Annotated in this window: 21 protein-coding genes; 15 read left to right on the forward strand and 6 right to left on the reverse strand. The window is 64.8% G+C overall.

Annotated features, from left to right (window positions below; genetic code table 11):
- Window positions 1-2 precede the first annotated feature (2 nt).
- From V7Q53_RS11545 to V7Q53_RS11590, 10 genes are all read left to right on the forward strand, one after another.
- Window positions 3-1091 carry a Zn-dependent alcohol dehydrogenase gene (locus V7Q53_RS11545; RefSeq protein WP_333828701.1) on the forward strand — a complete coding sequence of 363 codons (1089 nt, stop codon included), beginning with the start codon at window positions 3-5 and terminating at the stop codon, window positions 1089-1091.
- A complete protein-coding gene (locus V7Q53_RS11550; protein ID WP_333828702.1) occupies window positions 1088-2320 on the forward strand; it encodes a mandelate racemase/muconate lactonizing enzyme family protein in 1233 nt (410 codons plus the stop codon). The genes V7Q53_RS11545 and V7Q53_RS11550 overlap by 4 nt, the downstream gene beginning before the upstream one ends.
- 216 nt (window positions 2321-2536) lie before the next feature.
- Window positions 2537-4171: an ABC transporter substrate-binding protein gene (locus tag V7Q53_RS11555; protein WP_333828703.1), complete on the forward strand. Its 1635-nt coding sequence runs from the start codon at window positions 2537-2539 to the stop codon at window positions 4169-4171.
- A gap of 110 nt (window positions 4172-4281) precedes the next feature.
- Entirely contained in the window at window positions 4282-5367 is a 1086-nt protein-coding gene (locus V7Q53_RS11560; protein WP_333828704.1) for an ABC transporter permease, read from the forward strand.
- 14 nt (window positions 5368-5381) lie between these two features.
- Window positions 5382-6542 (forward strand): ABC transporter permease, encoded by a 1161-nt coding sequence (locus tag V7Q53_RS11565; protein WP_333828705.1) that lies wholly within the window; start codon window positions 5382-5384, stop codon window positions 6540-6542.
- 235 nt (window positions 6543-6777) lie between these two features.
- On the forward strand, window positions 6778-8862 hold the full coding sequence (locus tag V7Q53_RS11570; RefSeq protein WP_333828706.1) for an ABC transporter ATP-binding protein: 2085 nt from the start codon (window positions 6778-6780) through the stop codon (window positions 8860-8862).
- A gap of 163 nt (window positions 8863-9025) precedes the next feature.
- A complete protein-coding gene (locus V7Q53_RS11575; protein WP_333828707.1) occupies window positions 9026-10276 on the forward strand; it encodes a sarcosine oxidase subunit beta family protein in 1251 nt (416 codons plus the stop codon).
- Between the two features lie 7 nt (window positions 10277-10283).
- Entirely contained in the window at window positions 10284-10532 is a 249-nt protein-coding gene (locus V7Q53_RS11580; protein WP_333828708.1) for a sarcosine oxidase subunit delta, read from the forward strand.
- Window positions 10529-13462, forward strand: coding sequence for a sarcosine oxidase subunit alpha family protein (locus V7Q53_RS11585; protein WP_333828709.1), 2934 nt, complete (start codon window positions 10529-10531; stop codon window positions 13460-13462). The genes V7Q53_RS11580 and V7Q53_RS11585 overlap by 4 nt, the downstream gene beginning before the upstream one ends.
- Window positions 13455-14030: a sarcosine oxidase subunit gamma gene (locus V7Q53_RS11590; RefSeq protein WP_333828710.1), complete on the forward strand. Its 576-nt coding sequence runs from the start codon at window positions 13455-13457 to the stop codon at window positions 14028-14030. Before V7Q53_RS11585 ends, V7Q53_RS11590 begins: the two co-directional genes overlap by 8 nt.
- Window positions 14031-14052: 22 nt before the next feature.
- On the opposite strand, the gene V7Q53_RS11595 is transcribed toward V7Q53_RS11590, so the two are convergent.
- From V7Q53_RS11595 to V7Q53_RS11605, 3 genes are all read right to left on the reverse strand, one after another.
- Window positions 14053-15297 carry a flavin-dependent oxidoreductase gene (locus tag V7Q53_RS11595; RefSeq protein WP_333828711.1) on the reverse strand — a complete coding sequence of 415 codons (1245 nt, stop codon included), beginning with the start codon at window positions 15295-15297 and terminating at the stop codon, window positions 14053-14055.
- Window positions 15298-15451: 154 nt separating this feature from the next.
- The gene (gene pyrC, locus V7Q53_RS11600; protein WP_333828712.1) at window positions 15452-16498 is read right to left on the reverse strand and encodes a dihydroorotase; all 1047 of its coding nucleotides are present in this window, start codon (window positions 16496-16498) and stop codon (window positions 15452-15454) included.
- A 71-nt stretch (window positions 16499-16569) separates the two neighbouring features.
- Window positions 16570-17559: a phosphoadenosine phosphosulfate reductase gene (locus V7Q53_RS11605; RefSeq protein WP_333828713.1), complete on the reverse strand. Its 990-nt coding sequence runs from the start codon at window positions 17557-17559 to the stop codon at window positions 16570-16572.
- Window positions 17560-17747: 188 nt separating this feature from the next.
- Between V7Q53_RS11605 and V7Q53_RS11610 the strand changes: the two genes are divergently transcribed.
- A complete protein-coding gene (locus V7Q53_RS11610) occupies window positions 17748-18452 on the forward strand; it encodes a class I SAM-dependent methyltransferase (protein WP_333828714.1) in 705 nt (234 codons plus the stop codon).
- Between the two features lie 107 nt (window positions 18453-18559).
- On the opposite strand, the gene hpt is transcribed toward V7Q53_RS11610, so the two are convergent.
- Window positions 18560-19096: a hypoxanthine phosphoribosyltransferase gene (gene hpt, locus V7Q53_RS11615; RefSeq protein WP_333828715.1), complete on the reverse strand. Its 537-nt coding sequence runs from the start codon at window positions 19094-19096 to the stop codon at window positions 18560-18562.
- A gap of 90 nt (window positions 19097-19186) precedes the next feature.
- Here hpt and V7Q53_RS11620 point away from each other — a divergent pair, with 90 nt between their 5' ends.
- Entirely contained in the window at window positions 19187-19645 is a 459-nt protein-coding gene (locus V7Q53_RS11620; RefSeq protein ID WP_333828716.1) for a type II toxin-antitoxin system RatA family toxin, read from the forward strand.
- Between the two features lie 43 nt (window positions 19646-19688).
- Here V7Q53_RS11620 and V7Q53_RS11625 read toward each other — a convergent pair whose 3' ends face one another.
- Complete coding sequence (locus V7Q53_RS11625; RefSeq protein WP_333828717.1) at window positions 19689-20393, reverse strand: PAS domain-containing protein; 705 nt, start codon at window positions 20391-20393, stop codon at window positions 19689-19691.
- Window positions 20394-20569: 176 nt separating this feature from the next.
- Here V7Q53_RS11625 and V7Q53_RS11630 point away from each other — a divergent pair, with 176 nt between their 5' ends.
- Genes V7Q53_RS11630 through V7Q53_RS11640 form a run of 3 tightly spaced genes read left to right on the forward strand, consistent with a single transcriptional unit; the run spans window position 20570 to window position 22632 of the window.
- Window positions 20570-21460 (forward strand): YicC/YloC family endoribonuclease, encoded by an 891-nt coding sequence (locus V7Q53_RS11630; protein ID WP_333828718.1) that lies wholly within the window; start codon window positions 20570-20572, stop codon window positions 21458-21460.
- A 3-nt stretch (window positions 21461-21463) separates the two neighbouring features.
- A complete protein-coding gene (gene gmk, locus V7Q53_RS11635) occupies window positions 21464-22117 on the forward strand; it encodes a guanylate kinase (protein ID WP_333828719.1) in 654 nt (217 codons plus the stop codon).
- A complete protein-coding gene (locus tag V7Q53_RS11640; RefSeq protein ID WP_333828720.1) occupies window positions 22114-22632 on the forward strand; it encodes a gamma carbonic anhydrase family protein in 519 nt (172 codons plus the stop codon). The genes gmk and V7Q53_RS11640 overlap by 4 nt, the downstream gene beginning before the upstream one ends.
- 96 nt (window positions 22633-22728) lie before the next feature.
- Here V7Q53_RS11640 and V7Q53_RS11645 read toward each other — a convergent pair whose 3' ends face one another.
- Complete coding sequence (locus V7Q53_RS11645) at window positions 22729-22962, reverse strand: ribbon-helix-helix domain-containing protein (protein WP_333828721.1); 234 nt, start codon at window positions 22960-22962, stop codon at window positions 22729-22731.
- Between the last annotated feature and the right edge of the window lie 99 nt (window positions 22963-23061).

A 23061-nucleotide genomic window follows, 5' to 3' on the forward strand; every position in this document is an offset into this window, starting at 1 on the left:
CGATGAAAGCGGCAGTCTGCCATGAATTCGGTGCGCCATTGGTGATTGAAGAGGTGATGTTGCGCCCGCCCGGACCCGGTGAGGTGCAGGTGCGCATCGAGGCCTGCGCGGTGTGCCATTCGGATATTCTTTATGCCGAGGGCGGCTGGGGCGGGCATCTGCCTGCCGTCTATGGCCATGAGGCGGCCGGGCGGGTGGTGGCGCTGGGCGAAGGGGTGCGCGATCTGACGCCCGGTGACAAGGTTCTGGTGACGCTGATGCGCGCCTGTGGCCGCTGCCGGAACTGCGCGCTGGGGCGCCCGTTCATGTGTGAGGCCGCCTATGACCGCGCCAATGGGGTGCTGAGTCTGGCCGACGGCACGGTGGTGGAGCACGGCATCAACACCGGCGCTTTTGCCGAACAGGTGGTAGTGCATGAAAGCCAGATCGTGCCCCTGCCCGAGGATATCGCCATGGATGCCGCCTGCCTGCTGGCCTGCGGCGTGATCACCGGCACCGGGGCGGTGATCAACACCGCGCGGATGCCGGTGGGGGCGACAGCGGTGGTGATCGGTGCGGGGGGCGTGGGGCTGAACACCATTCAGGGCTGCGCGCTGGCCGGCGCAAGCCGGATCATTGCCATTGATCTGTCGGAGGACAAGCTGGAAGCGGCGCGCGCGTTCGGGGCCACGGACGGGTTGCGCGCTGACAATACGGCGCTGCGCGCGGCGGTGCTGGCGCTGACGGAGGGGCGCGGCGCAGATTATGTCTATGTCACGGTGGGCGTGATCTCGGCCTATCAGGGCGCGCCCGATCTGCTGGCGAAAGGTGGCATGCTGGTGATGGTCGGCATGCCCGCCTCTGGCAAGGAGATGCGCTTTGAGCCTGCGAATGTGGCCGCCGCCTCGCAGACCTTGACCGGCTCCAACATGGGCGGGACGGTGCTGAAGCGCGATATTCCCTATCTGGTGGCGCTCTACCGGCAGGGGTGGCTGAAGCTGGATGAGCTGATCACCCGCCGCTACCCGCTGGAGCAGATCAACGAGGCGATTGCCGATACCAAGGCGGGCCATGCGCGGCGCAATGTGATTGTGATGGGAGAGGGGCCATGAAGCTTCAGGACCTGGACATCTTCGTGGTCGGCACGCCGCCGCCCGGCTGGGGCGGCAACTATTGGATATTCGTCAAGCTGACCACCGACAATGGTATCACCGGCTATGGCGAGGTTTATGCGGCCTCGGTCGGCCCGAAGGCGATGCGCGCGGTGATCGAGGATGTGTTCGAGCGCCATATGCAGGGCGAGAACCCCGAGAATATCGAGCGGATGTTCCGCCGCGCCTATTCCTCGGGCTTTACGCAGCGCCCCGATCTGACGGTGATGGGCGCGTTTTCGGGCCTTGAGATCGCCTGCTGGGATATTCTGGGCAAGGCGCATGACCGGCCGGTCTATGCGCTGATGGGCGGGCGGATGAATGAGGCGATCCGCGCCTATACCTACCTCTACCCGTTGCCTCACCATGTGAAGGCCGATTACTGGACCTCGCCCGAAATGAACGCGGAATCGGCGCTCGCCGCCGTTGAGCAGGGTTTCACCGCCATCAAGCTGGACCCGGCCGGGCCCTATACCATGCGCGGCGGTCATCAGCCCGCGATGTGGGATATCGACCTGTCGGTGCGCATGCTCAAGGCGATCCGCGAGGCGGTGGGCAACCGCGCCGATATTCTCTTTGGCACGCATGGGCAGTTCACCGCTTCGGGCGCGATCCGGCTGGGGCAGGCGATAGAGCCGTATCTGCCGCTCTGGTATGAAGAGCCGATCCCGCCTGACAACCTGCTGGATTTCGCGGTTGTGGCGCAGGCGGTGCGCATTCCCATCGCCACCGGCGAGCGGCTGACAACCAAGGCCGAGTTCACCACGCTGCTGCGCACCGGCGGGGCGGCGATCCTGCAACCGGCGCTGGGCCGGTCCGGCGGCATTCTGGAGACCCGCAAGATCGCCGCCATCGCCGAGGCATTCGGCGCGCAGGTGGCGCCGCATCTCTATGCCGGGCCGGTGGAATGGGCCGCGAATATCCAGCTGGCAACCATGATCCCCAACTTGCTGATGGTTGAATGCATCCAGACCGGGGGTGATTTTCACCTGCCGCTGATCCGCCATGCGATAAAGGTCGAGGGCGGCTATATCCGCCCGCCGGACACGCCGGGGCTGGGCATCGATTTTGACGAGGAACTGGCGCGCGCCCATCCCTACACGGGCAATGCGCTGCATCTGCAGATGCAGGATGCGCCGTGCAACTACGCCAGTGGAAACGCATTTGAGGGAGGGGCGCCACGCGATTGAAACAAACACAGGCGATGACAGGCGCCGGGCGCGGCATAATTTGGGTTGCAATCCCATGCATGTCGCGTTTGGATAAGCGCATGTCGCTTGCAGAACCATATCTTGCGCCGATCTGCGGCGCAATGACGCAAGGGAAGGGCAGGGCAGGGTCCCGATGGCGGGCCCGCTGCCAATGAAAATCAGAGCCAACAAGTCAGCCATTCAGGGAGACGGACGATGAAAGACACGATCCAGACTCAAATGATTCACCCCGCAGCAAAGATGTATGCCCGCGAATGCGGGGCGGGAAAGCTGAGCCGGCGCGAATTTCTGACACGGGCCACCGCACTGGGCCTGAGCGCCCCTGCCGCCTATGGCCTGCTGGGCCTTGCCGCGCCCGCAGCGCGCGCCGACACGCCGCAGGCGGGTGGCACCCTGCGGATGCAGATGGACATCCGCGCGCAGCGTGACCCGCGCACCTGGGACTGGTCAGAGCTGGCCAATGTCTGCCGCGGCTGGCTGGAATACATGGTGCAGTACAACCGCGACGGCTCTCTGGAAGGGGTGTTGCTGGAAAGCTGGGAAGCGAATGAGGATGCGACCGAGTTTACCCTGAATGTCCGTCAGGGCGTGACCTGGAACAACGGTGATGCCTTCACCTCGGCCGATGTCGCGCATAACATCGAGCGCTGGGCCGATGCCTCGGTTGAAGGCAACTCGATGGCCGGGCGGATGGGCGCGTTGTCAGCGGATGGCGCGTTGCGCGACGATGCGATTGAAATCATCGACGATCATACGCTCAAGTTGCATCTCTCCGCGCCCGATATCGCGATGATGGTGAACATGGCCGATTATCCGGCTGCCGTGGTCCATCCGTCCTATACCGGCGGTGACCCCACGTCGAACCCCATCGGCACCGGCCCCTATCTGCCGGTCAGCCACGATACCGGCATCGGCGCGGTGATCGAGCGCAACGCCGATCACACCTGGTGGAACGAGGGCAACGGCGCCTGGCTGGACCGGATCGAATTTGTCGATCTGGGCACTGACCCTTCGGCCCATGTCGCCGCGATCGAGGGTGGCGAGATTGATCTGGTGTATCAGAGCCAGGGCGATTTCGTGGATATCTACGATGCGATCGGGCTGGAGAAAACAGAGGCCATTACATCGGCCACGCTGGCGGTGCGCTTCAATCAGGAGCAGGAGCCCTACGACAACGTTGCCGTGCGCCGCGCGCTGCAGATGGCGGTGGACAATGAAATCGTGCTGGAGCTGGGCTATAACGATCTGGGGACGGTTGCGGAAAACCACCATGTCTGTCCGATTCACCCTGAATATGCCGAACTGCCGCCCCTGACGACCGACCCTGCGGCGGCGCGCGCGGCGATCGAAGAGGCCGGGCTGGGGGACTACCAGTTTGAGCTGATCTCGGTCGATGATGACTGGCAGTCGGCCACTTGCGATACGGTCGCAGCCCAGATCCGCGATGCCGGGATCAGCATTCAGCGTACCATCCTTCCCGGCGCAACCTTCTGGAATGACTGGACGAAATACCCGTTCTCGGCAACGGAATGGGCCATGCGCCCGCTGGGGGTGCAGGTGCTGAACCTTGCCTATCGCACCGGCGGGGCCTGGAACGAGACGGCTTTCGGCAATGCTGAATTCGACGCGCTGCTGGATGAAGCCAATGGCATCGCCGATGCGGATGCCCGGCGCGAGGTCATGGCACAGCTTCAGCAGATGATGCAGGATGAGGGTGTGCTGATCCAGCCCTATTGGCGCGCGCTTTACCGCCATGCCCGGCCGAATGTGCATGGCGCGGAAATGCACCCGACGTTCGAGGTGCATTACCAGTATTACTGGATGTCCTGATCTGACAGGGCGCGGGGGGCACGGCGCCCCCCGTTTTCTGAGCGGTTTCCCAGCCTCGGATCCGGCTGCGCCCCACCGCGCCGCCCGCCGACCCTGCCACCGGAGACGCCATGCTGCTGTTTCTTCTGCGCCGTATCGGCGTGATGGTGGTGACGGCCCTGTGCCTGACCTTCATCGTCTTCTACCTGACCAACCTTCCGGCCAAGCTGGAAACCCTTGCCAAGACGCAGGCGGGGTCGCGCATGACCGATGCCGAGGTTGAAAGCTGGCTGGCGCGCAACGGCTATGGCGGGCCGGTGCTGGTGCGCTATGGCGAATGGCTGGGCGTGTTGCCGGGCTGGGTGGTTGAGGAGGCGGGCGGCACTGTTCGCGGCCGCTGCGTGGCCCGCGAGGGCACCGAGGCGGCGGCGGGGAACCGTTGCGGGCTGTTGCAGGGCTATTGGGGCACTTCCACCCGGTTCCGCGCGCCGGTTGCCGATGTGATCAGCGCGCGGCTGGGGGCTACGGGCTGGCTGATGCTCTGGGTGCTGATTGTCATGGTGCCGATGGCGCTGGCGGTAGGCGTGCTGGCCGGTATGCGCGAGGGCTCACGCACCGACCGCTCGCTGTCAACCTTTGCTATCGCCACCACGGCGACGCCTGAATATGTCTCGGGCGTGCTGTTCATCGCGCTTCTGGCATCCAGCACAGTGGGGCTGTCGCCGCTGCTGGTCAACTGGGGTGTGATCGACGGGCCGGTGCTGTTTCAGGGCAACGCCCGCTCGGCGCTGGAGCGGATCACCTTCTGGAATTTCACCCTGCCGGTGATGACCATCGCGCTTTATGGCATGGGCTATGTGGCGCGCATCACCCGCGCCTCGATGACCGAGGTGATGACGCAGCAATATGTGCGCACCGCCCGGCTGAAGGGGGTCAGCTTTACCAACATCGTGCTGAAACACGCGCTGCGCAATGCGCTGATTGCGCCTTTCACGGTGATCATGCTGCAAATTCCGTGGCTTCTGAACGGGGTGGTGATTGTCGAGGTGCTGTTCAGCTACCCCGGCTTTGGCTGGACGCTCTTTGAGGCGGCGGTCAACAACGACATCGAACTGCTGCTCGCGGCCTCGGTCGTGGCGGTGGTGGTGGTTCTGGTGACGCAGCTGATATCGGATATCGGCTATGTCTGGCTCAACCCGCGTATCCGCATTTCCTGAGGGGGGAGCACAGCATGGAACCACTTGGCTGGCTTGAGATCATCGCCCGGGTTTGCTGGCAACTGCTGCCGGTCTGGGCCGCGCTGCTGCTGACCTTCGCGCTGTCGATACGCTTCCGGCGGCGGCTGGGGCTGTATGGCAAACTGTTCGATTCCAACATCGGCATGATCGGCTTTGCCATCGTCATGTTCTGGGTCTTCACCGCGCTTTTTGCCGACCTGATCATCACCCATGACCCGCTGGCGCAGGTCAGCCGGATGCGCAACGCGGTGCCCGGCATGCCGCTGCCCGATGCCATGACGCGCTATGAATACTTCCTGCTGGGCGGCGATGCGCTGGCGCGCGACGTGTTCTCCCGCGCCGTCATGGGCGCGCGTGAGGTGCTGCGCATCGCGCCCTTCGCGGCTGTCATCTCGTTCATGATCGGTATCGCGCTTGGTCTTCCGGCGGGATATTTCGCAGGAAAGCTTGATACCGCGCTGACTTTCCTAGCCAATCTGGTGCTGGCCTTCCCGGTGATCCTGCTGTTCTTCCTGCTGGTCGCGCCGGAAATTCAGAACACCCTGATCCCGCGTATCATGGCGGGGGTGCTGTTTCTGGTGCCGGTGCTTTTTGTGATGGTGCTGCTGAACGCGCGCTTCTTCACCCAGCCCGCCAAGCGCAATCTCTATGTCGGGCTGGTGCTGGCCCTCGGCCTCTGGGCCTATTCGGGGCTGGCGTTCAACGCCGATCCGCTGGGTTTCTGGGGCATGTCGCCCAACCTGCTCAACGTCTTCGTGGCGGTGGTCTTTGTCAACGCGCCCACCGTTTTCCGCATCGTGCGCGGCATCACGCTGGACATCAAGACACGCGATTACGTCGCCGCCGCACAGACGCGGGGCGAGGGGCCGTGGTATATCATGCTGTGGGAGATTCTGCCCAATGCGCGCGGGCCGCTGATTGTCGATTTCTGCCTGCGCATTGGCTACACAACGATCCTGCTGGGAACGCTGGGCTTTTTCGGGCTGGGCGTCGCCCCGGAAAGCCCTGACTGGGGCTCTACCATCAATGCCGGGCGACGCCTGCTGACCGTCTTCCCTCACCCCGCGCTGGTGCCCGCACTGTCGCTGATGTCGCTGGTTCTGGGGCTGAACCTGCTGGCGGACGGGCTGCGCGAAGAAAGTCTGAAGGACTGATGATGCCTGATCAGAAAATCCCGAACAGGAACAACAGAACGATGACGCTGAGCGGGACGCCGAGAAGCCAGAGGATGATGGGCATGGTTCAGTCTCCTTCAAGTTTTTGTTTTCTCGCCGACATAACGCAGGACCCGGCTGCGGGTTCCCGACGGCCATTTTCGCTGCCATTTTCACTGCCAATCCCACCGGCATCCCGGGGTGCCGCCCCGTTCACTCTCTGAAGGAGGCCGCCATGACCGAATGGGACCCGTCACAACCGATCCTTGAGATCAGGAACCTGTCCATCTCGTTCTTTACCCGCCTGCGCGAAATTCCGGCGGTGATGGATTTTTCCTGCACCGTCATGCCCGGTGAGGCGATGGGGCTGGTGGGCGAATCCGGTTGCGGGAAATCCACCGTGGCACTGGCGGTGATGCGCGATCTGGGGGTGAACGGGCGGATTGTCGGGGGCACCATCACCTTCAAGGGCCGCGATCTGACGACCATGGGGCAGGAGGAACTGCGCAAGCTGCGCGGCTCGGAGATCGCCATGATCTATCAGGAACCGATGGCGAGCCTGAACCCGGCGATGAAGATCGGCCAGCAACTGATGGAAGTGCCGATGATCCATCGCGGCATGGGCAAAGCCGAGGCACGCGCGTTGGCCCGCCAGCTGGTCGCCGATGTGCGCCTGCCGGACCCTGAGCGCATCCTGAATGCCTATCCGCACCAGCTGTCCGGCGGGCAGCAACAGCGCATCGTCATCGCCATGGCGCTGATGTCGAAACCCGCGCTGCTGATCCTCGATGAACCCACCACCGCGCTGGATGTGACGGTAGAGGCCGGGATCGTCGATCTGGTCAATGATCTGGCGGCGAAATACGGCACCTCGATGCTGTTCATCAGCCATAATCTGGGGTTGGTGATGGAGGTCTGCGACCGCATCACCGTGATGTATTCCGGCGAGGCCGTCGAGACCGGCGATATCAAGGATGTCTTTGACCGGATGCGCCACCCCTATACGCAGGCGCTGTTCCGCTCCATCCCGCTGCCGGGCGCTGACAAGACAACCCGGCCGCTGCGCGCCATTCCCGGCAATTTTCCCCTGCCGCATGAGCGCCCGAAGGGCTGCAATTTCGGCCCGCGCTGCGATTATTTTGAGGCCGGGCGCTGTGATGCCGCCGATATCGCCATGCTGCCGGTGCAGGAAGACACCCGCCATGCGGCGCGCTGCCTGAAATTCAACGAGATCGACTGGAACGCGCCGCTTCCCGTCGCCGTGCAGGCCGCGCAGGGGAAGATCGGCGAGGTGGTGCTGCGCATGGAAGATGTGCGCAAATACTACGAAGTCGCGGCCTCGTCACTCTTTTCCGGCGGCGACCCCAAGGTGGTCAAGGCCAATGAAACCCTCAGCTTCGAGGCCCATCAGGGCGAGACACTGGCGATTGTGGGCGAGTCCGGCTGCGGGAAATCAACCTTCGCCAAGGTGCTGATGGGGCTGGAAACCGCGACATCCGGTCAGATCATGCTGTTCGATGAAAATGTGCAGTCCACTCCGATCCAGCACCGCAACACCGATACCGTGTCGTCGCTGCAGATGGTGTTCCAGAACCCGTTCGACACGCTCAACCCATCGATGACGGTGGGGCGGCAGATCATCCGCGCGCTGGAAATTTTCGGCGTGGGAAAGTCCGATGCCGAGCGCCGCGAGAGGATGCTGGCATTGCTGGATCTGGTGAAACTGCCGCGCGAATTCTCGGAACGCATGCCGCGCCAGCTTTCGGGCGGGCAGAAACAGCGCGTGGGCATCGCGCGCGCCTTCGCCGGCAACGCGCGGGTGGTGGTGGCCGATGAGCCGGTCTCGGCGCTGGATGTGTCGGTGCAGGCGGCGGTGACCGAGCTGTTGATGGATATCCAGCGCGAACATGGCACCACGCTGTTGTTCATCAGCCATGACCTGTCGATCGTGCGCTATCTGAGCGACCGGGTCATGGTGATGTATCTGGGCCACGTGGTGGAACTGGGCACCACCGATCAGGTCTTCGCGCCGCCCTATCACCCCTACACGGAAGCGTTGCTGTCTGCCGTGCCGGTTGCGGACACCAAGATCGTGAAAAAACGGATCGTGCTGGAGGGGGATATTCCCTCGGCGATGAACCCGCCTCCGGGCTGCCCGTTCCAAACCCGCTGCCACTGGAAAGCGCGGGTGCCGGGGGACCTGTGCGAACGCGAGGTGCCGCCGATACGGGTGCTTGCGGGCAATCATCAGATCAAATGCCATCTGAGCGATGCGGAACTGGCGGGGATGGAACCTGTGTTCAGGGTGGCGGCGCAATGAGCCCGGCCTCGGTCTGGCAAGCGCAGAAAGGGGGGCGTTGCCCCCCTCCGGGCCTTTGGCCCATTCACCCCCCAGGATATTTTCAGACAGAAAATGAAGCAGAGGCGGGTTGGTCTGTCAGCGGCGGGCGGGCAGCGAAGGACAAGGTTTTCGGGGCAGAATGATGCGGTATTCGGGATTTCGGGTTTTCGCGCAGGGGCTGACGGGAAACCGGGGGTGGCGCCCGGCATGGCGTAAGCCTGCGCCGAAGGCGGAATATGACGTGCTGATCATCGGTGGTGGCGGGCACGGGCTGGCGACGGCCTGGTATCTGGCGCAGAACCACGGGATCACGAATGTCGCGGTGCTGGAGAAAGGGTATCTGGGTTCCGGCAATATCGGACGCAATACGACAATTGTGCGGGCGAATTACTTTTTGCCCGGAAATTCAGAGTTCTACAGCCATTCCTTGAAGTTATGGGAGGGGCTGGAGAGCGCGCTGAACTATAACGTCATGCACAGCCAGCGGGGGCTGATCAACCTGTTCCATTCCGACGGCCAGCGCGATGCCTTTGCCCGGCGCGGCAATGCGATGCTGGCGCAGGGCGATGATGCGGTGCTGCTGGACCGTGACGGCGTACGACGGATGTTGCCCTATCTGGACTATCGCCAGGTGCGCTTTCCGATCTATGGCGGGCTGTATCATCCGCGCGGCGGCACGGCGCGCCATGATGCGGTGGCCTGGGGCTATGCGCGGGCGGCAGACCAGCGCGGGGTTGACCTGATCGAGAACTGCGAAGTCACCGGAATTGATGTGGAAAATGGCCGGGTGACCGGCGTGCAGACCACGCGTGGCGCGATCCGGGCACGCAAGGTGGCGATGGTGGCGGCCGGGCGCTCCGGGCAGGTGGCGGCGCTGGCGGGGATGCGGCTGCCGATTGAAAGCCATGTCTTGCAAGCCTTTGTCACCGAGGGGCTGAAACCCGTGATCGATCATGTGATCAGCTTTGGCATGGGGCATTTCTATATCAGCCAGTCCGACAAGGGCGGGTTGGTGTTCGGCGGCGATCTGGATTTCTATGCCTCCTATGCCGCGCGGGGGAACCTTCCGATGGTCGAGCATGTGATGGAGGCTGGAATGACGCTGATGCCGATGATCGGGCGGGCGAAAGTGCTGCGTTCATGGGGCGGGATCATGGATATGTCGCCCGATGGCTCGCCGATCATCGACCGCACACATATCGAGGGGCTGTTCGTGAATTGTGGCTGGAATTACGGGGGGTTCAAGGCCGCTCCGGCATCGGGGTGGGCGCTGGCGCATCTGATCGCCACCGGCCAGCCGCATGAGACTGCCACCCGCTTCCGGCTGGATCGTTTTGCCACGGGCCATCTTCTGGATGAAGAAGGCACCGGCAGCCAGCATAACCTGCATTGAGGCCCCCATGCGCATTTCCTGTCCCTGCTGTGGCCCCCGCGACCGGCGCGAATTCACCTATTACGGTGCCGCCGTGTATCTGAACCGCCCCGCCGCTGACGCGTCTGCGGGTGACTGGGACGAATACCTGCATCTACGCGACAACCCGGCCGGGGAAACGCGCGACCTTTGGTATCATGATCCCTGCGGCGCCTGGGCCGTAGTGACCCGCGACACAATAAGCCACGCGATTTCGGCGGTGGAGGGGCTGGTATGAGCCATCGCATCCCCGGCAAGGGCCTGATTGACCGCTCCCGCCCGCTGCGCTTTCGCTTTGACGGGCGCGAATTTTCCGGGTTTGCGGGCGATACTCTGGCCTCGGCGCTGCTGGCCAACGGGGTGCGGCTGGTGGGGCGCTCGTTCAAGTATCACCGCCCGCGCGGGGTGCTGACTGCGGGGTCAGAGGAGCCCAACGCCCTTGTGGAAGTGATTGACGGAAAACAGAAAACCCCCAACGTGCGGGCAACGGTGCAGGAGCTGTTTGGCGGGCTTGAGGCGCAAAGCCAGAACCGCTGGCCAAGCCTGCGCTTTGATATCATGGCGGTGAATGACCGCTTCGCGCCGTTTCTGTCGGCGGGGTTCTATTACAAGACCTTCATGTGGCCGCGCGTCTTCTGGGAGCGGGTTTATGAGCCCATGATTCGCCGTGCCGCGGGGCTGGGCGCGCTTTCCGGCCTGCATGATGAGGGGCGTTATGAGAAAGCCTTCGCGTTTTGCGACCTGCTGGTGGTTGGCGCGGGGCCTGCCGGGCTGATGGCCGCGTTGGTTGCCGGGCGGGCCGGGGCGGATGTGATCCTGGCGGATGAGGATGCGCGGATGGGCGGGCGGCTGCTGGTGGATCAGCCGACGGTGGGCGGCGCGCCCGGGCTGGACTGGGTGGCAGCGGTGCTGGCGGAGCTGGCCGCATTGCCCAATGTGCGGTTCATGGCGCGCACCACGGTGACCGGCGCCTATGACGGCGGGACCTTTGGCGCGCTGGAGCGGGTGGGCCTGCATCTGGCCGATCCCGGCGATCTGCCGCGCGAATGCTTCTGGCGGATCGTGGCGAAGCGCAGCATCCTGGCGACCGGCGCGCTGGAGCGGCCGATTGCGCATCCGGACAATGACCGGCCCGGGGTGATGCTGGTCTCGGAGGTGCAGAGCTATGTGGCGCGCTATGGGGTGAATCCGGGGCGCGTGCTTGTATTTGGTAATAATGACAGTGCATTACAGGCCGCGCGTAATCTGACGGCGCAGGGTGTGGAGATCGCGGGTTATGTCGATCCGCGCGCCGATGTTTCGGTGCTGGAGGCGTTTCCGGTCTATCCCGGCGGGCAGGTTATCGGCACGCGCGGGCGGCTGGGCCTGCGCGATGTTGCTGTGCGCCATGCTGGTGGCGTGTCCGTCCTGGAAGCGGAAACGCTTGCGCTTTCAGGAGGTTGGAACCCGTCCTTGCATCTTGCCTGCCATCTTGGTGGGCGCCTGGAATGGGATGAAAGGCTCGCCGCTTTCGTGCCACGCGCGGGCATGGTGCCGGGAATGTCGGTGGCGGGTGCGGCGCGCGGGCGGTTTTCGACCGCCGCCTGTCTGGCGGATGGGGTGGCAGTAGCGGCGGCGGCATTGGGGGATCTGGGTTTTGCCGTCCCCGAGGTGGCGCTGCCGGGGGCTGAGGACCGGCCCTATGCCATTGCGCCGTTCTGGGCGGTTGATGCAGGTGGGCGGGCATGGCTGGATTTTGCCAATGATGTGACCACCAAAGACGTGCAACTGGCCGCACAGGAAGGTTTTTCTACGGTCGAGCATATGAAGCGCTACACCACGCAGGGGATGGCGCCGGATCAGGGGAAATCGTCGAATGTGGCGGCGCTGGCGGTGCTGGCCGATGCCACCGGGCAAGGGATTGCGGCCACCGGCACCACCACTTTCCGCCCGCCCTTCACGCCGGTGTCGATCGGCGCGATGGGGGCTGGCGGGCGCGGTCAGGGCTTTGCCCCGCAACGGTTGCTGACCTCGGACAGTCAGACCCGGGCGATGGGCGCGCCGATGATCGAGGCGGGGCTTTGGTATCGGCCCGGCTATTTCCCGCGTGCGGGAGAGGCCGACTGGCGCGCGACATGTGACCGTGAGGTCGCTATGGTGCGCAGCGCGGTGGGCGTGTGCGATGTCTCGACGCTTGGCAAGATCGACGTGCAAGGCCCTGATGCAGAACGGTTTCTGGATTTCGTTTACACCAATACGATGTCCAGCCTGAAACCCGGCCGCATCCGCTATGGCCTGATGTTGCGCGAGGACGGGCATGTGATGGACGATGGCACCTGCGCCCGGCTGGAGCAGGACCATTTCGTGATCACCACCACCACCGCTGCCGCCGGGCCAGTCATGCGGCATCTGGATTTTGTCCAGCAGGCGTTTTGTGCCGCTCATGCGCTGCGCTTCACCTCGGTGACCGAGCAATGGGCCCAGTTCGCGCTGGCCGGTCCGAAAGCGCGCGCGCTTCTGAACACACTTCTGGAACATGCTGTAGATGCAGAGAATTTCCCGTTCATGTCCTGTGGTTCTGTGCGCATTCTGGGGGTGGAGGGGCGACTGTTCCGCATCTCGTTCTCGGGTGAGCTGGGCTATGAGATTGCGGTGCCCGCGCGCTATGGTGCCGCGCTTTTCGGGCGGCTGGTGGCAGAGGCCGCAGCCATGGGCGGTGGCGCCTATGGGATGGAGGCGCTGAATGTGCTGCGCATTGAGAAGGGGTTCATCACGCATGCCGAAATTCATGGCCGGGTGACGGCTTTTGACATCGGCATGCAGGGGATGATCAGCGCGAAGAAGGATTGTATCGGCAAGGGTGCCAGCCAGCGGCCCGGGCTGACGGGGCCTGAGCGTGAGCAGCTGGTGGGCCTGATGCCGGTTGATCCGCAGGCGGAACTGAGCGCCGGTGCGCATCTTTACAACGAGAATGACCCGGCGCTGCGTATCCACAATCAGGGCTATGTCACCTCGGTCGGCTATTCGCCGACCTTGCAAAGCTGGCTGGCACTGGCCTTTCTGAAGGACGGGCGCGCGCGCCATGGGCAGATTGTGCGGCTGGATGACGGGCTGCGCGGGCGCAAGGTGGCCTGCAAGGTGGTGCATCCGGTGTTCCATGATCCGGAAGGGGGGAAGCTGCGTGGCTGAACTGATTGCACAGGAGCCCTGCGCGGGGCTTGGCTTGCCGCTGGAACGGGGCCGCTGCCGCCTGTCGGCGCTGGAATTCGCGCAGATCACGGCACTGCAACCCTTGCCGGGGCAGGTGCCGGGGGTGGATGCGGCTTTGCGCCCGCTGGGGCTGCGCTTTCCGGGGCCGGGGGAAAGTGTGGAAAAGGCCGGGGTGCGCATTGTCTGGGCCGGGCGTGAAACGGCGTTTCTGATCGGCGCTGCGGCCCCTGACGGGCTGCGCGCCCATGCCGCGCTGAGCGATCAGTCCGACGGCTGGGCCGGGCTGCGGCTGGAGGGGGCCGACAGCGCGGCGGTACTGGCGCGGCTGCTGCCGCTTGATCTGCGGCTGAACGGCTTTCCGCCGGGCCATGCGGCGCGCGCGCCGCTCAACCATATGCAGGCGCTGATCTTGCGGACGGGGGAGGAGGCGTTTGATCTCCGCGTTTTCCGCTCCATGGCCGGGACGGCGGTGCATGAGCTGGAAGCGGCCATGCGGGGCGTTGCCGCCCGGCGGGCCGGGTTGCAGGTGGGCGGCAGGCTGATCTGAAGGCGGTCTACAGAAAGGCGGGCTACAGGATGGAGGGGCGCGCGTTCAACCCGTCGATATCCGTCCCCACAAGCTGTTTGTAGCTGCTGGCGGTATCGTGAAGCTCCTGCGCGCTGAGCACCTCGGTCACGTCGCCGAATTCACCGTCGCAGCGCTGTTCGACCAGGTCCATCACCTGATCGGGCCCGTTCGAGCGATTGGCGAGGATGATCCGGGTGGTGACCGGGCGGCGCTCAGCCTCATAGGCTTCCAGCGCGCCTTCGCTCAGCCCCTGATCGCGCAGATACCTGCCCAGCAGGCGCGCGTCGAGGATCCCCTGTGACGCCCCGTTGGAGCCGATGGGATACATCGCATGCGCGGCGTCCCCCGCCAGCGTGACCCGCCCCTGCGTCCAGAACGGCAAGGGGTCACGGTCAACCATCGGGAATTCATAGACCTTGTCAGCCTTGCGGATCAGCGCAGGCACGTCCAGCCAGTGGAACTGCCAGTCCTCGAAGGCGGGCAGAAAATCTGCCAGCTTGCCGGGGCGGTTGTAATCTTCCTTGTTCCACTGGCGCGTGGCCTCATATTTCAGCTCGGCGACCCAGTTTATCATCGCCTCGCCGGTGCCCGGGTCCGTCTGGCTGATCGGATAGGTGACGAACTTCTGCCACTCATGCCCGGCCATCGCCATGCTGGCCCCTGTCAGGAAAGGCACCGCGCGGCTGGTGCCGCGCCACAGAACCGCGCCTCCCCAGACGGGCGGGCCCTCTTCGGGGTGCATCTGGGCGCGGATGGCAGAATGGATGCCATCACAGCCGATCAGCATGGTGCCGCTTTCGGTGCGGCTGTTGCCAGCGCGGTCCTGCAGGTGCAGCTGAACCGTCGCGCCGTCCTGGCTGAAGCCTGTCGCTTTCCATCCGGTTTCAATCGAACCGGCGGGCAGGCGCATCTGGGCGGCGCGCAGCAGCATCATCTGGAACTCGCCGCGGTGGACCGAATACTGCGGCCAGTTATAGCCCGCCCAGCTGCCGCGCGGTTCATCCCAGATCTTGTGCCCGCGCTTGGAGAAATAGGCCACTTCGCGGATGCGCAGACCGATCGAATCCAGCGCGTCGCCCAGACCCATCTCGACCATCTCGCGCACGGCCTGCGGTTGAAGGTTGATCCCCACGCCCAGCGGCGCGGGCCGGTCAACCTGTTCGAACAACCGCACCTTCAGACCCAGTGAATGCGCCGTCAGCGCCAAGGTAAGCCCGACGATTCCGCCTCCGGCGATCAAGATCATAATTCCCCTCCCGTGAAAATATTCCGTTTTTATTTTTTAATCGTGTCCAGAATCGAAAGCAGGCGCGATTGTCGCCGTCCCATGTTCAAGGCGTGTACTGTGGCGTAATTCAGCTGTGTTCGCGGGTCAATACCGCTGTCCGGGGACGGCGCCGTCACCCGGCGCGGCTGACCTGCCAGTGCACCGCAAAGCCTGGATCAAAGACAGTGACCGGCCCCGCCCCGGTCTCAATCCGGGCCGGGAAGGTGACCGGCTGGTCCTGCCGGGTCAGTGTCAGTGTGCCGGTGTTGCGCTTCAGCCCGTAAAAATCAGCGCCGTGATGGGCCACAAAGCCCTCAAGCCGGTCCAGCGCGTTTTCGCGTTCAAAGACCTCGGCCAGCAGGGGCATGGTGTTGGTGGCGGTAAAGCAACCCGCACAGCCACAGGCGCATTCCTTCGCTTCATCGGTATGGGGCGCGCTGTCGGTGCCGAGAAAGAAACGCCGGTCGCCCGAGACCGCGGCGCCCAGCAGCGCCAGCCGGTGGCTTTCGCGCTTGGCGACGGGCAGGCAGTAGTAATGCGGCCGGATGCCGCCCACCAGAAGATGGTTGCGGTTGATGATCAGGTGATGGGTGGTGATGGTCGCGCCCAGCCCGGTGGTGGCGCTTTGCACATAGGCCACGGCATCGGCGGTGGTGACATGCTCCATGATCACCGTCAGCCCTGGCGTGGCGCGGCGGATCGGGTCCAGCACCCGGTCGATGAACACCGCCTCGCGGTCAAAGATATCCACCGCTGGATCGGTCACCTCGCCATGCACGCAGAGCGGCACACCGGCCTCGGCCATGGCCTCCAGCGTGGCGCGGACATTTTCAAAGCTGCTGACGCCTGAGCCGGAATTCGTGGTCGCCCCGGCCGGATAGAGCTTGACCGCCGTGATCAGCCCGGCGCGGTGGGCGGCGATGATATCGGCCGCGTCGCTGGCCTCGGTCAGGTAGAGGGTCATCAGCGGGGTAAAGCCGCTGCCGGGCAGGGCCGCCATGATCCGCTCACGGTAGGCGCCTGCCTGCGCGCCGGTCACCACGGGCGGCACCAGATTGGGCATGATGATCGCCCGCGCAAAATCGCGCGCGGTTTCCGGGGCGATGCCTTGCAGCATGGCGCCGTCGCGCAGATGGAGGTGAAAATCGTCGGGGCGGGTGAGGGTCAGGGTGCGGGTCATGACGGCGGTTTAACGCGGCGCAGGCAGGCTGTGAAGGGGGTTTGCGCCCGGCGAGCTGGCCGTTGGCCTGCCTATTGCGGGGGCTGCCCCTGTGCGGCCTTCCCCTGTGCGGCCTGCCCTTGGGCAGCCTTGTCGCGGGCAAGCGCCGCCTCGGCCTCCGACAGGGCCTGACGCAGGCGCGGATGGTCCACCTGCGTGAGCGCCGCGCGCAGGGTGCGCACCAGCCGGTCAGGGCGCTTCATTGCCTGAACCCGCGCCGCCAGCCGCCCCAGATACTGCGGATGCGTCCGCCGGGCGCGCCAGAGCCGGTAAAAACCCTGCGCGCTCAGCGTTCCCGCGCAGGCGCTGTCCAGAAGCGGGCGCAGAACCGCCATGCGCGCCAGTTCCGCCTGCGGATCACGCCCGATGTTGCGCGCGCGCAGCTTGGTCACCTGCGGGCCGCGAAACAGCGCGGCATGCACCGCATCAACCTGTTGCGCCGGGTCATAGAGCACAAAAACCTGCCCGCAACCCTCGGTCATGTCGGGCGCATAGCCGAAGCGCGAGGTGAAATCGAGCCGGCGCGCCTGAAGGAAGCGGCGGTCCCATTCGGCGGTCTCGGTGGCGAGGGTGGCCTGCGGGGCCAGCGCCAGCACCGTCGCACCCGGTGCCGCCACCGAGAAGGCCGCCGCCCCATAGCCGCCCATGCCCGCGCCGTAAAACACCACGCGGTCAAAATCTTCAAAGAAGGCATCGTCAATCAGCCGGTCGAAATAGCCCCAGACCGAATGGTCGCGATACCAGCTTTCTTCATGGGCAAAGATCGTCAGGCTGGACCAGCCGCGTGGCGCGGCAATCTGATAGCCCAGCGGCATCTGCGGCCCGCCCGCCGCACGCACGCCCGAGAGCGTTTCAAAGGTGACCAGCAGCATGGGGCCGTGATCGCTGAAAAAGGCCGAGTGCCGGGAACCGAGCATCTCGAAATAGCCGGTCTCTTCGCCGATCTCATCCATGATCGCCAACCAGTCCGAATCGGACGCGGCTTCGCTGGCGTCAAAGATCTCGATCGTGTCGTCAGACATGCTTTCCTCGTTTCGGTTGCCGCTTCGGGTAAAGGCTGGGAACAGATACACCAAGCCAGCGTGGCAGAAAACGGCGCAGGACGTGGCAAAGGCAAGGAATTGTTTGGCAGCACCGAAACGGTATGGCAAGGATGTTGCCGGTTACGCGACAATCCAAGCGGAAACCTGCCATGTGAAGGAATTTATTGATGCAGTATAAAGAGGTGCCCGGCTGGTTCGCGCCGATTGATCAGGCCGCGTTCTCATGGATCCTGAAGTTCCAGAACCAGACAGAAGAGCCCGGCGATCTGCTGGAAATGGGCGCTTTCAAGGGGAAAAGCGCCATCGTCATCGGGACAAACCGCAAGCCGGAAGAGCAGTTTACCGTCTGCGATCTGTTCGATGACATCACCACCTCAGAGGCGGCGCACGCGACCGAAAAGCGGTTTTTTGGTGGCCAGTCGCTGACCCAGGCCGAATTTGAGCGCAATTACCTTGCCTTCCATTCTGAGCTGCCGCGCATCATCCGGGCGCCGACGGCCTCGATCAATGATCATGTTGCGGCGGGTTCGTGCCGTTTTGTCCATATCGACGCCTCGCATGTTTATGAAAACGTGCGCGAAGACACGCAGACTGCCCGCCGGGTGCTGCGCGCGAACGGCGTGGTGGCCTTTGACGATTTCCGCAAGCCGCAGACGCTTGGCACCGCCGCCGCCGTCTGGGAGGCGATCCTGAACGAAGGGCTGCGCCCCATCGCCAACACTGATTTCAAGCTCTACGCCACCTGGGGCGATCCGGCGCCGCTTCAGGCTGAAATCGCCCGCCGCGCCGCGCAGGCGAACTGGTGCCGGACCGCGGCGCCGGTGATGATCCGTGACATGCCGATGATTCATCTGTTCCGCAATCCGGCGTGAGCGGGCGGGGGATAGGTCAGGGCAGGGGCTGACCGGGAAGGGGGGCGCTGCCCCCCTCGGCCTGCGGCCTCACCCCCCGGCGTATTTGCGGCAAGATGAAAGGCGCATCAGGTGAAGCGCACCTTGCCGATATAGGGCAGATTGCGGTTGCGTTGGGCATAGTCGATGCCGTAGCCCACCACGAATTCGTCAGGGATTTCAAAGCCGGTCCAGGTTGCCTTGATCTCGACCTCGCGGCGCGAGGGTTTGTCGAGCAGCGCGCAGACCTCAAGGCGCTTCGGTTCGCGCGACAACAGCAGTTTCTTGACATGGTGCAGGGTAAAGCCGGTATCGACAATATCCTCGACCACCAGCACATCGCGCCCGGCGATTTCGCCGCGCAGATCCTTGAGGATGCGCACCTCGCGCGACGAATGCAGCGCGTCGCCATAGCTGGAGGCCTCAAGAAAATCGACCTCAAGCGGCAGGTCGATTTCGCGCACCAGATCGGCGATGAACACGAACGAGCCGCGCAGCAGCCCCACCACCACCAGCTTTTCCGTTGCGGCGAAGGCGGCGGTTATCTCGGTTGCCAGCGCCTCAACCCGCGCGGCGATGGATTTGGCCGAAATCATCTGGTCAATCACATAATTGGGCTGGGTCATTCTGTCCCTTTGGGGCTGGATGCGCATGGCAGCACTTGTAAAGCGACGCGCAGTTTACGAAAAGGCACCGGAACTGACCAGAGGTGCCGGATGCCGCGACATGCCGAAAGCCGCACGCTGCCCTACAGCGCCCAGCAGATTTACGATCTGGTGGCCGATGTCGGGCGTTACCCTGAATTTCTGCCCTGGACAGCGGCGGCGCGCATCCGTTCGCGCAAGCCGCTGGAGGGCCGGACCGCGGGGGCGGAGGTGATGGAGGCGGATCTGGTGATCTCGTTCAAGGTGTTCCGGGAGCGTTTTGGTTCGCGCGTGACCCTGTTGCCCGCCGAGGGGCGGATTGAGACCGAGTATCTGGACGGGCCTTTCCGCTACCTGCAGTCTTACTGGGAGGTCGCAGACCGGCCCGGCGGCGGCTGCGATGTGCGGTTTTTCGTGGATTTCGAATTCCGCAATGCGCTGTTGCAGAAGATCATCGGCGTGGTTTTCGACGAGGCGATGCGCCGTGTGGTCGGTGCATTCGAGCGCCGCGCCGATGTGCTGTATGGCTGAGGCTGGCGCACCCGGTTCCGGCGCCGCCAGCCCTTTCGCCCCTCTAACCCTTGCGGCCGCCCTTGATCACGGTCAGCAGCGGTCGCGCGCCGGGTACGCGGCCCGGCACAGGTGCGGCAGGCACAGGTGCGGCAGTTTCCGGCGCTGACAGCTTCTCAGCCGGGTTGCTGCGGGGGCGCGGGGTGATGCGGATATCCTGCGCTGCCAGTTTGAAGCGGCGCGGAGTGCGGCCGATCTGGCCATGGGTTTCCAGCACGCCCAGAACGCGGGTGATCCGGCCCTGCCCGTCGGTCAGCGGCAGCAGCAGCAGCAGCCCGTCGAGCCCCGGCTTGCCCAGCCCGCTTTCGCCGCGCAACGGCAGCTGCGCGCGGCCCCCCTGCGAAACCTGCGACAGCGCAAGCGCCAGTTCATCGCGGGCATCGAGGCTGAAATATACGCCCAGCGGCATGCCGCGCGGGTCCATGCCGAGCAGGTCCTCGAACTGCCGCCCGGCGATGCGCAGGCGGGCAATTTCCGGCGTCACAAGTTCAGCGACGAAGGTATATTCGAGCGCCTGCGCGATATTGCGCGGGTCGATCTCTGAGCGCGCCGGGGCGACACGGGTGCCGCGGGTCTGTTCCCAGTAGCGCAGCACGCTGGCGGTGATCGGATAATCAAGGGCCGGGCCGCGCAGGGCAAAGGGCAGGCGCAGGATGTTCCCCGCCGCTTTTGCGGGGGTGGCGGTGAGTGCTTCGGGCGCGTCGGTCATGGCGCGGACCTCCGGTATGGACCGGGCCGCGCGCTCCGGCTGCCGTGAATACTGGCGGCGCGGGCGGGTCCGGTGTTAACGTCTGGGCGGTTCGTCGGATGGATGAGTCTCTGTGACGGTTTTATGCCAGATTTTTGCCCAGAAATGGAGTTCAAACTTAACAAATGGTTAAATCCATGACCGGCTTTGCCGCGCTGAGCGGCGAGATATCAGGGGGCGCGGCCACGTTCAGCGCCCAGTGGGACATGCGCGCGGTCAACGGGCGCGGGCTGGATCTGCGCTTTCGTCTGCCCGAGGGGCTGGACGGGCTGGAAGCCGAGCTGCGCAAGCGGATCGCGGCACGGATTGCGCGCGGCAATGTCTCGGTCGCGCTCAAGCTGGTGCGCACCGATCCGGCGGGCGCGATGCGGCTCAATACGCAGGCGCTGGACAATGTTCTTGCTATGCTCGTGCAGGCCGAGAAACAGGCCGAGGCGAAGGGGTTCGCGCTTGCGCCGATAACACCTGCCGATCTGCTGGGCCTGCGCGGGGTGATCGACACCGGCCCCGAGGCGAGCGACCCGGCGCCGCTGATCGCGGCCCTTCTGGCGCAGATTGATCCGCTGGTCGAGGCATTCGATGCAACCCGCCAGCGCGAGGGTGCGGCGATGCTGGCGGTGCTGAGCGGGCAGGTGGCGCAGATCGAAGCGCTGGAACAGGCCGCGCGCGTGGCCGCCACGGCGCGGCGCGGCGATCAGGGCGAGGCGCTGCGCGCCGCGCTTGCCCGGCTGGCCGAGGCGGCGCCCAACATAGAGCCGGGGCGGCTGGAGCAGGAACTGGCGCTGATCGCCGTCAAATCCGACATCACCGAAGAGTTGGACAGGCTGGCCGCGCATTGCGGTGCCGCGCGGGTGTTGCTGGAAAGCGGGGCGCCGGTGGGCCGCAAGCTGGATTTCCTGATGCAGGAATTCAACCGCGAGGCAAATACGCTGTGCTCCAAGGCGCAGCATGCGGAACTGACGCGGATCGGGCTTGACCTCAAGACGGTGATCGACCAGATGCGCGAGCAGGTCCAGAATCTGGAGTAGGGCATGCAACGGCGCGGCTTACTGATCATCCTTTCCTCGCCCTCGGGCGCGGGGAAATCGACGCTGGCGCGGCGGCTGATGGCATGGGACCCGACACTGGCCTTCTCGGTCTCGGCCACCACGCGCGCGCCGCGCCCCGGCGAGGTGGACGGGCAGCATTACCATTTCAACTCGCGCGCGGAATTCGAGGCGTTGGTGGCGGCGGGCGGGATGCTGGAACATGCCGAGGTGTTCGGCAATTACTACGGCTCACCCAAGGCACCCGTCGAGGCGGCGATGGCCGAGGGGCGCGATACGCTGTTCGATATCGACTGGCAGGGCGGGCAGCAGGTGCGCAATTCCACCCTCGGGCAGGATGTGGTGTCGGTCTTCGTGCTGCCGCCGTCGATCAAAGCGCTGGAGCAGCGGCTGCGGGGCCGCGCGCAGGACAGCGAAGAGGTCATCGCCGGGCGCATGGCCAAATCGCGCGACGAGATCAGCCATTGGGCGGAATATGATTATGTGCTGGTCAATGACGATATCGACACCGCCGCCGAGGCGCTGATCACCATCATCCGCGCCGAGCGCCTGCGCCGGGCGCGCCAGCCCGGGCTGAATGACTTTGTCCGCGCCCTGAACACCGAATTCACCGCCCGCCAGACCGGAGAGCAAGCATGATCTACGCCCTTGATGACCTGATCCCCGAACTGGAGACGGGCGCCTGGGTGGCGCCCGATGCCAATGTCATTGGCCGGGTGCGGCTGGGCGCGGGGGCGTCGGTCTGGTTCGGCGCGACACTGCGCGGGGACAATGAATGGATCACGGTGGGCGCGGGTTCCAACATTCAGGAATCGAGCGTTCTGCACACCGATATGGGCTATCCGCTGACCATCGGGCGCGATTGCACCATCGGCCATAATGTCATCCTGCACGGCTGTACCATCGGCGATGAAAGCCTGATCGGCATGGGCGCGACGGTGCTCAATGGCGCGAAGATCGGCCGGAACTGCCTGATCGGCGCCGGGGCGCTGATTACCGAGGGCAAGGAAATTTCCGACGGCTCGCTGGTGATGGGCAGCCCGGGGCGCGTGGTGCGCGAGCTGGATGCGCAGGCGATCGACAAGCTGCGGCGCTCGGCGCAGGGCTATCAGGCGAATGCGCGGCGCTTTGCCAAGGGGCTGCGCGCGCTCTGATCGCTTTGGGCGGCGGGGTAAGGGAAGGGGGCTTTGCCCCCTCTGGGCCTGCGGCCCATTCACCCCCAGGATATTTTTGAACAGATGAACGGGGGCTTACGCGCCTGACTGACCTGCGGGGCTTTGCAGGGCGCGCAGAACCGTTACCCGGATGGCCGAGGCCAGGCCGCGGTCGCCGCGGGATTCGTCGATCTCGGTGGCGAGTTCGTTGATGCCCATGCCACGGGCGCGGGCGAGGGCGCGGAAGGCTTCCCAGAATTCCCCCTCCAGCGAGACCGAGGTGCGGTGCCCCCGCAGGGTGAGCGAATGTTTCTCAGGCCGTCCGGTCATGGCTGTTCTTCCGCAGTGAGCGATTCGTGCCGAGTCGATGGGCGGGGCGGATTCCCCGGGCTTTGCGCCCCGCACCGGCGCGAGGGGGCTGTTAACGGA

This window comes from Pararhodobacter sp., assembly GCF_036802785.1.
Lineage (GTDB): Bacteria > Pseudomonadota > Alphaproteobacteria > Rhodobacterales > Rhodobacteraceae > Pararhodobacter.

Bases quoted from the DNA above. Each gene is read 5' to 3' on its own strand.
- V7Q53_RS11545 (WP_333828701.1), top strand. From the start codon at position 3: ATGAAAGCGGCAGTCTGCCATGAATTCGGTGCGCCATTGGTGATTGAA.
- V7Q53_RS11550 (WP_333828702.1), top strand. From the start codon at position 1,088: ATGAAGCTTCAGGACCTGGACATCTTCGTGGTCGGCACGCCGCCGCCC.
- V7Q53_RS11555 (WP_333828703.1), top strand. From the start codon at position 2,537: ATGAAAGACACGATCCAGACTCAAATGATTCACCCCGCAGCAAAGATG.
- V7Q53_RS11560 (WP_333828704.1), top strand. From the start codon at position 4,282: ATGCTGCTGTTTCTTCTGCGCCGTATCGGCGTGATGGTGGTGACGGCC.
- V7Q53_RS11565 (WP_333828705.1), top strand. From the start codon at position 5,382: ATGGAACCACTTGGCTGGCTTGAGATCATCGCCCGGGTTTGCTGGCAA.
- V7Q53_RS11570 (WP_333828706.1), top strand. From the start codon at position 6,778: ATGACCGAATGGGACCCGTCACAACCGATCCTTGAGATCAGGAACCTG.
- V7Q53_RS11575 (WP_333828707.1), top strand. From the start codon at position 9,026: ATGCGGTATTCGGGATTTCGGGTTTTCGCGCAGGGGCTGACGGGAAAC.
- V7Q53_RS11580 (WP_333828708.1), top strand. From the start codon at position 10,284: ATGCGCATTTCCTGTCCCTGCTGTGGCCCCCGCGACCGGCGCGAATTC.
- V7Q53_RS11585 (WP_333828709.1), top strand. From the start codon at position 10,529: ATGAGCCATCGCATCCCCGGCAAGGGCCTGATTGACCGCTCCCGCCCG.
- V7Q53_RS11595 (WP_333828711.1), bottom strand. From the start codon at position 15,297: ATGATCTTGATCGCCGGAGGCGGAATCGTCGGGCTTACCTTGGCGCTG.
- pyrC (WP_333828712.1), bottom strand. From the start codon at position 16,498: ATGACCCGCACCCTGACCCTCACCCGCCCCGACGATTTTCACCTCCAT.
- V7Q53_RS11605 (WP_333828713.1), bottom strand. From the start codon at position 17,559: ATGTCTGACGACACGATCGAGATCTTTGACGCCAGCGAAGCCGCGTCC.
- V7Q53_RS11610 (WP_333828714.1), top strand. From the start codon at position 17,748: ATGCAGTATAAAGAGGTGCCCGGCTGGTTCGCGCCGATTGATCAGGCC.
- hpt (WP_333828715.1), bottom strand. From the start codon at position 19,096: ATGACCCAGCCCAATTATGTGATTGACCAGATGATTTCGGCCAAATCC.
- V7Q53_RS11620 (WP_333828716.1), top strand. From the start codon at position 19,187: ATGCCGCGACATGCCGAAAGCCGCACGCTGCCCTACAGCGCCCAGCAG.
- V7Q53_RS11625 (WP_333828717.1), bottom strand. From the start codon at position 20,393: ATGACCGACGCGCCCGAAGCACTCACCGCCACCCCCGCAAAAGCGGCG.
- V7Q53_RS11630 (WP_333828718.1), top strand. From the start codon at position 20,570: ATGACCGGCTTTGCCGCGCTGAGCGGCGAGATATCAGGGGGCGCGGCC.
- gmk (WP_333828719.1), top strand. From the start codon at position 21,464: ATGCAACGGCGCGGCTTACTGATCATCCTTTCCTCGCCCTCGGGCGCG.
- V7Q53_RS11640 (WP_333828720.1), top strand. From the start codon at position 22,114: ATGATCTACGCCCTTGATGACCTGATCCCCGAACTGGAGACGGGCGCC.
- V7Q53_RS11645 (WP_333828721.1), bottom strand. From the start codon at position 22,962: ATGACCGGACGGCCTGAGAAACATTCGCTCACCCTGCGGGGGCACCGC.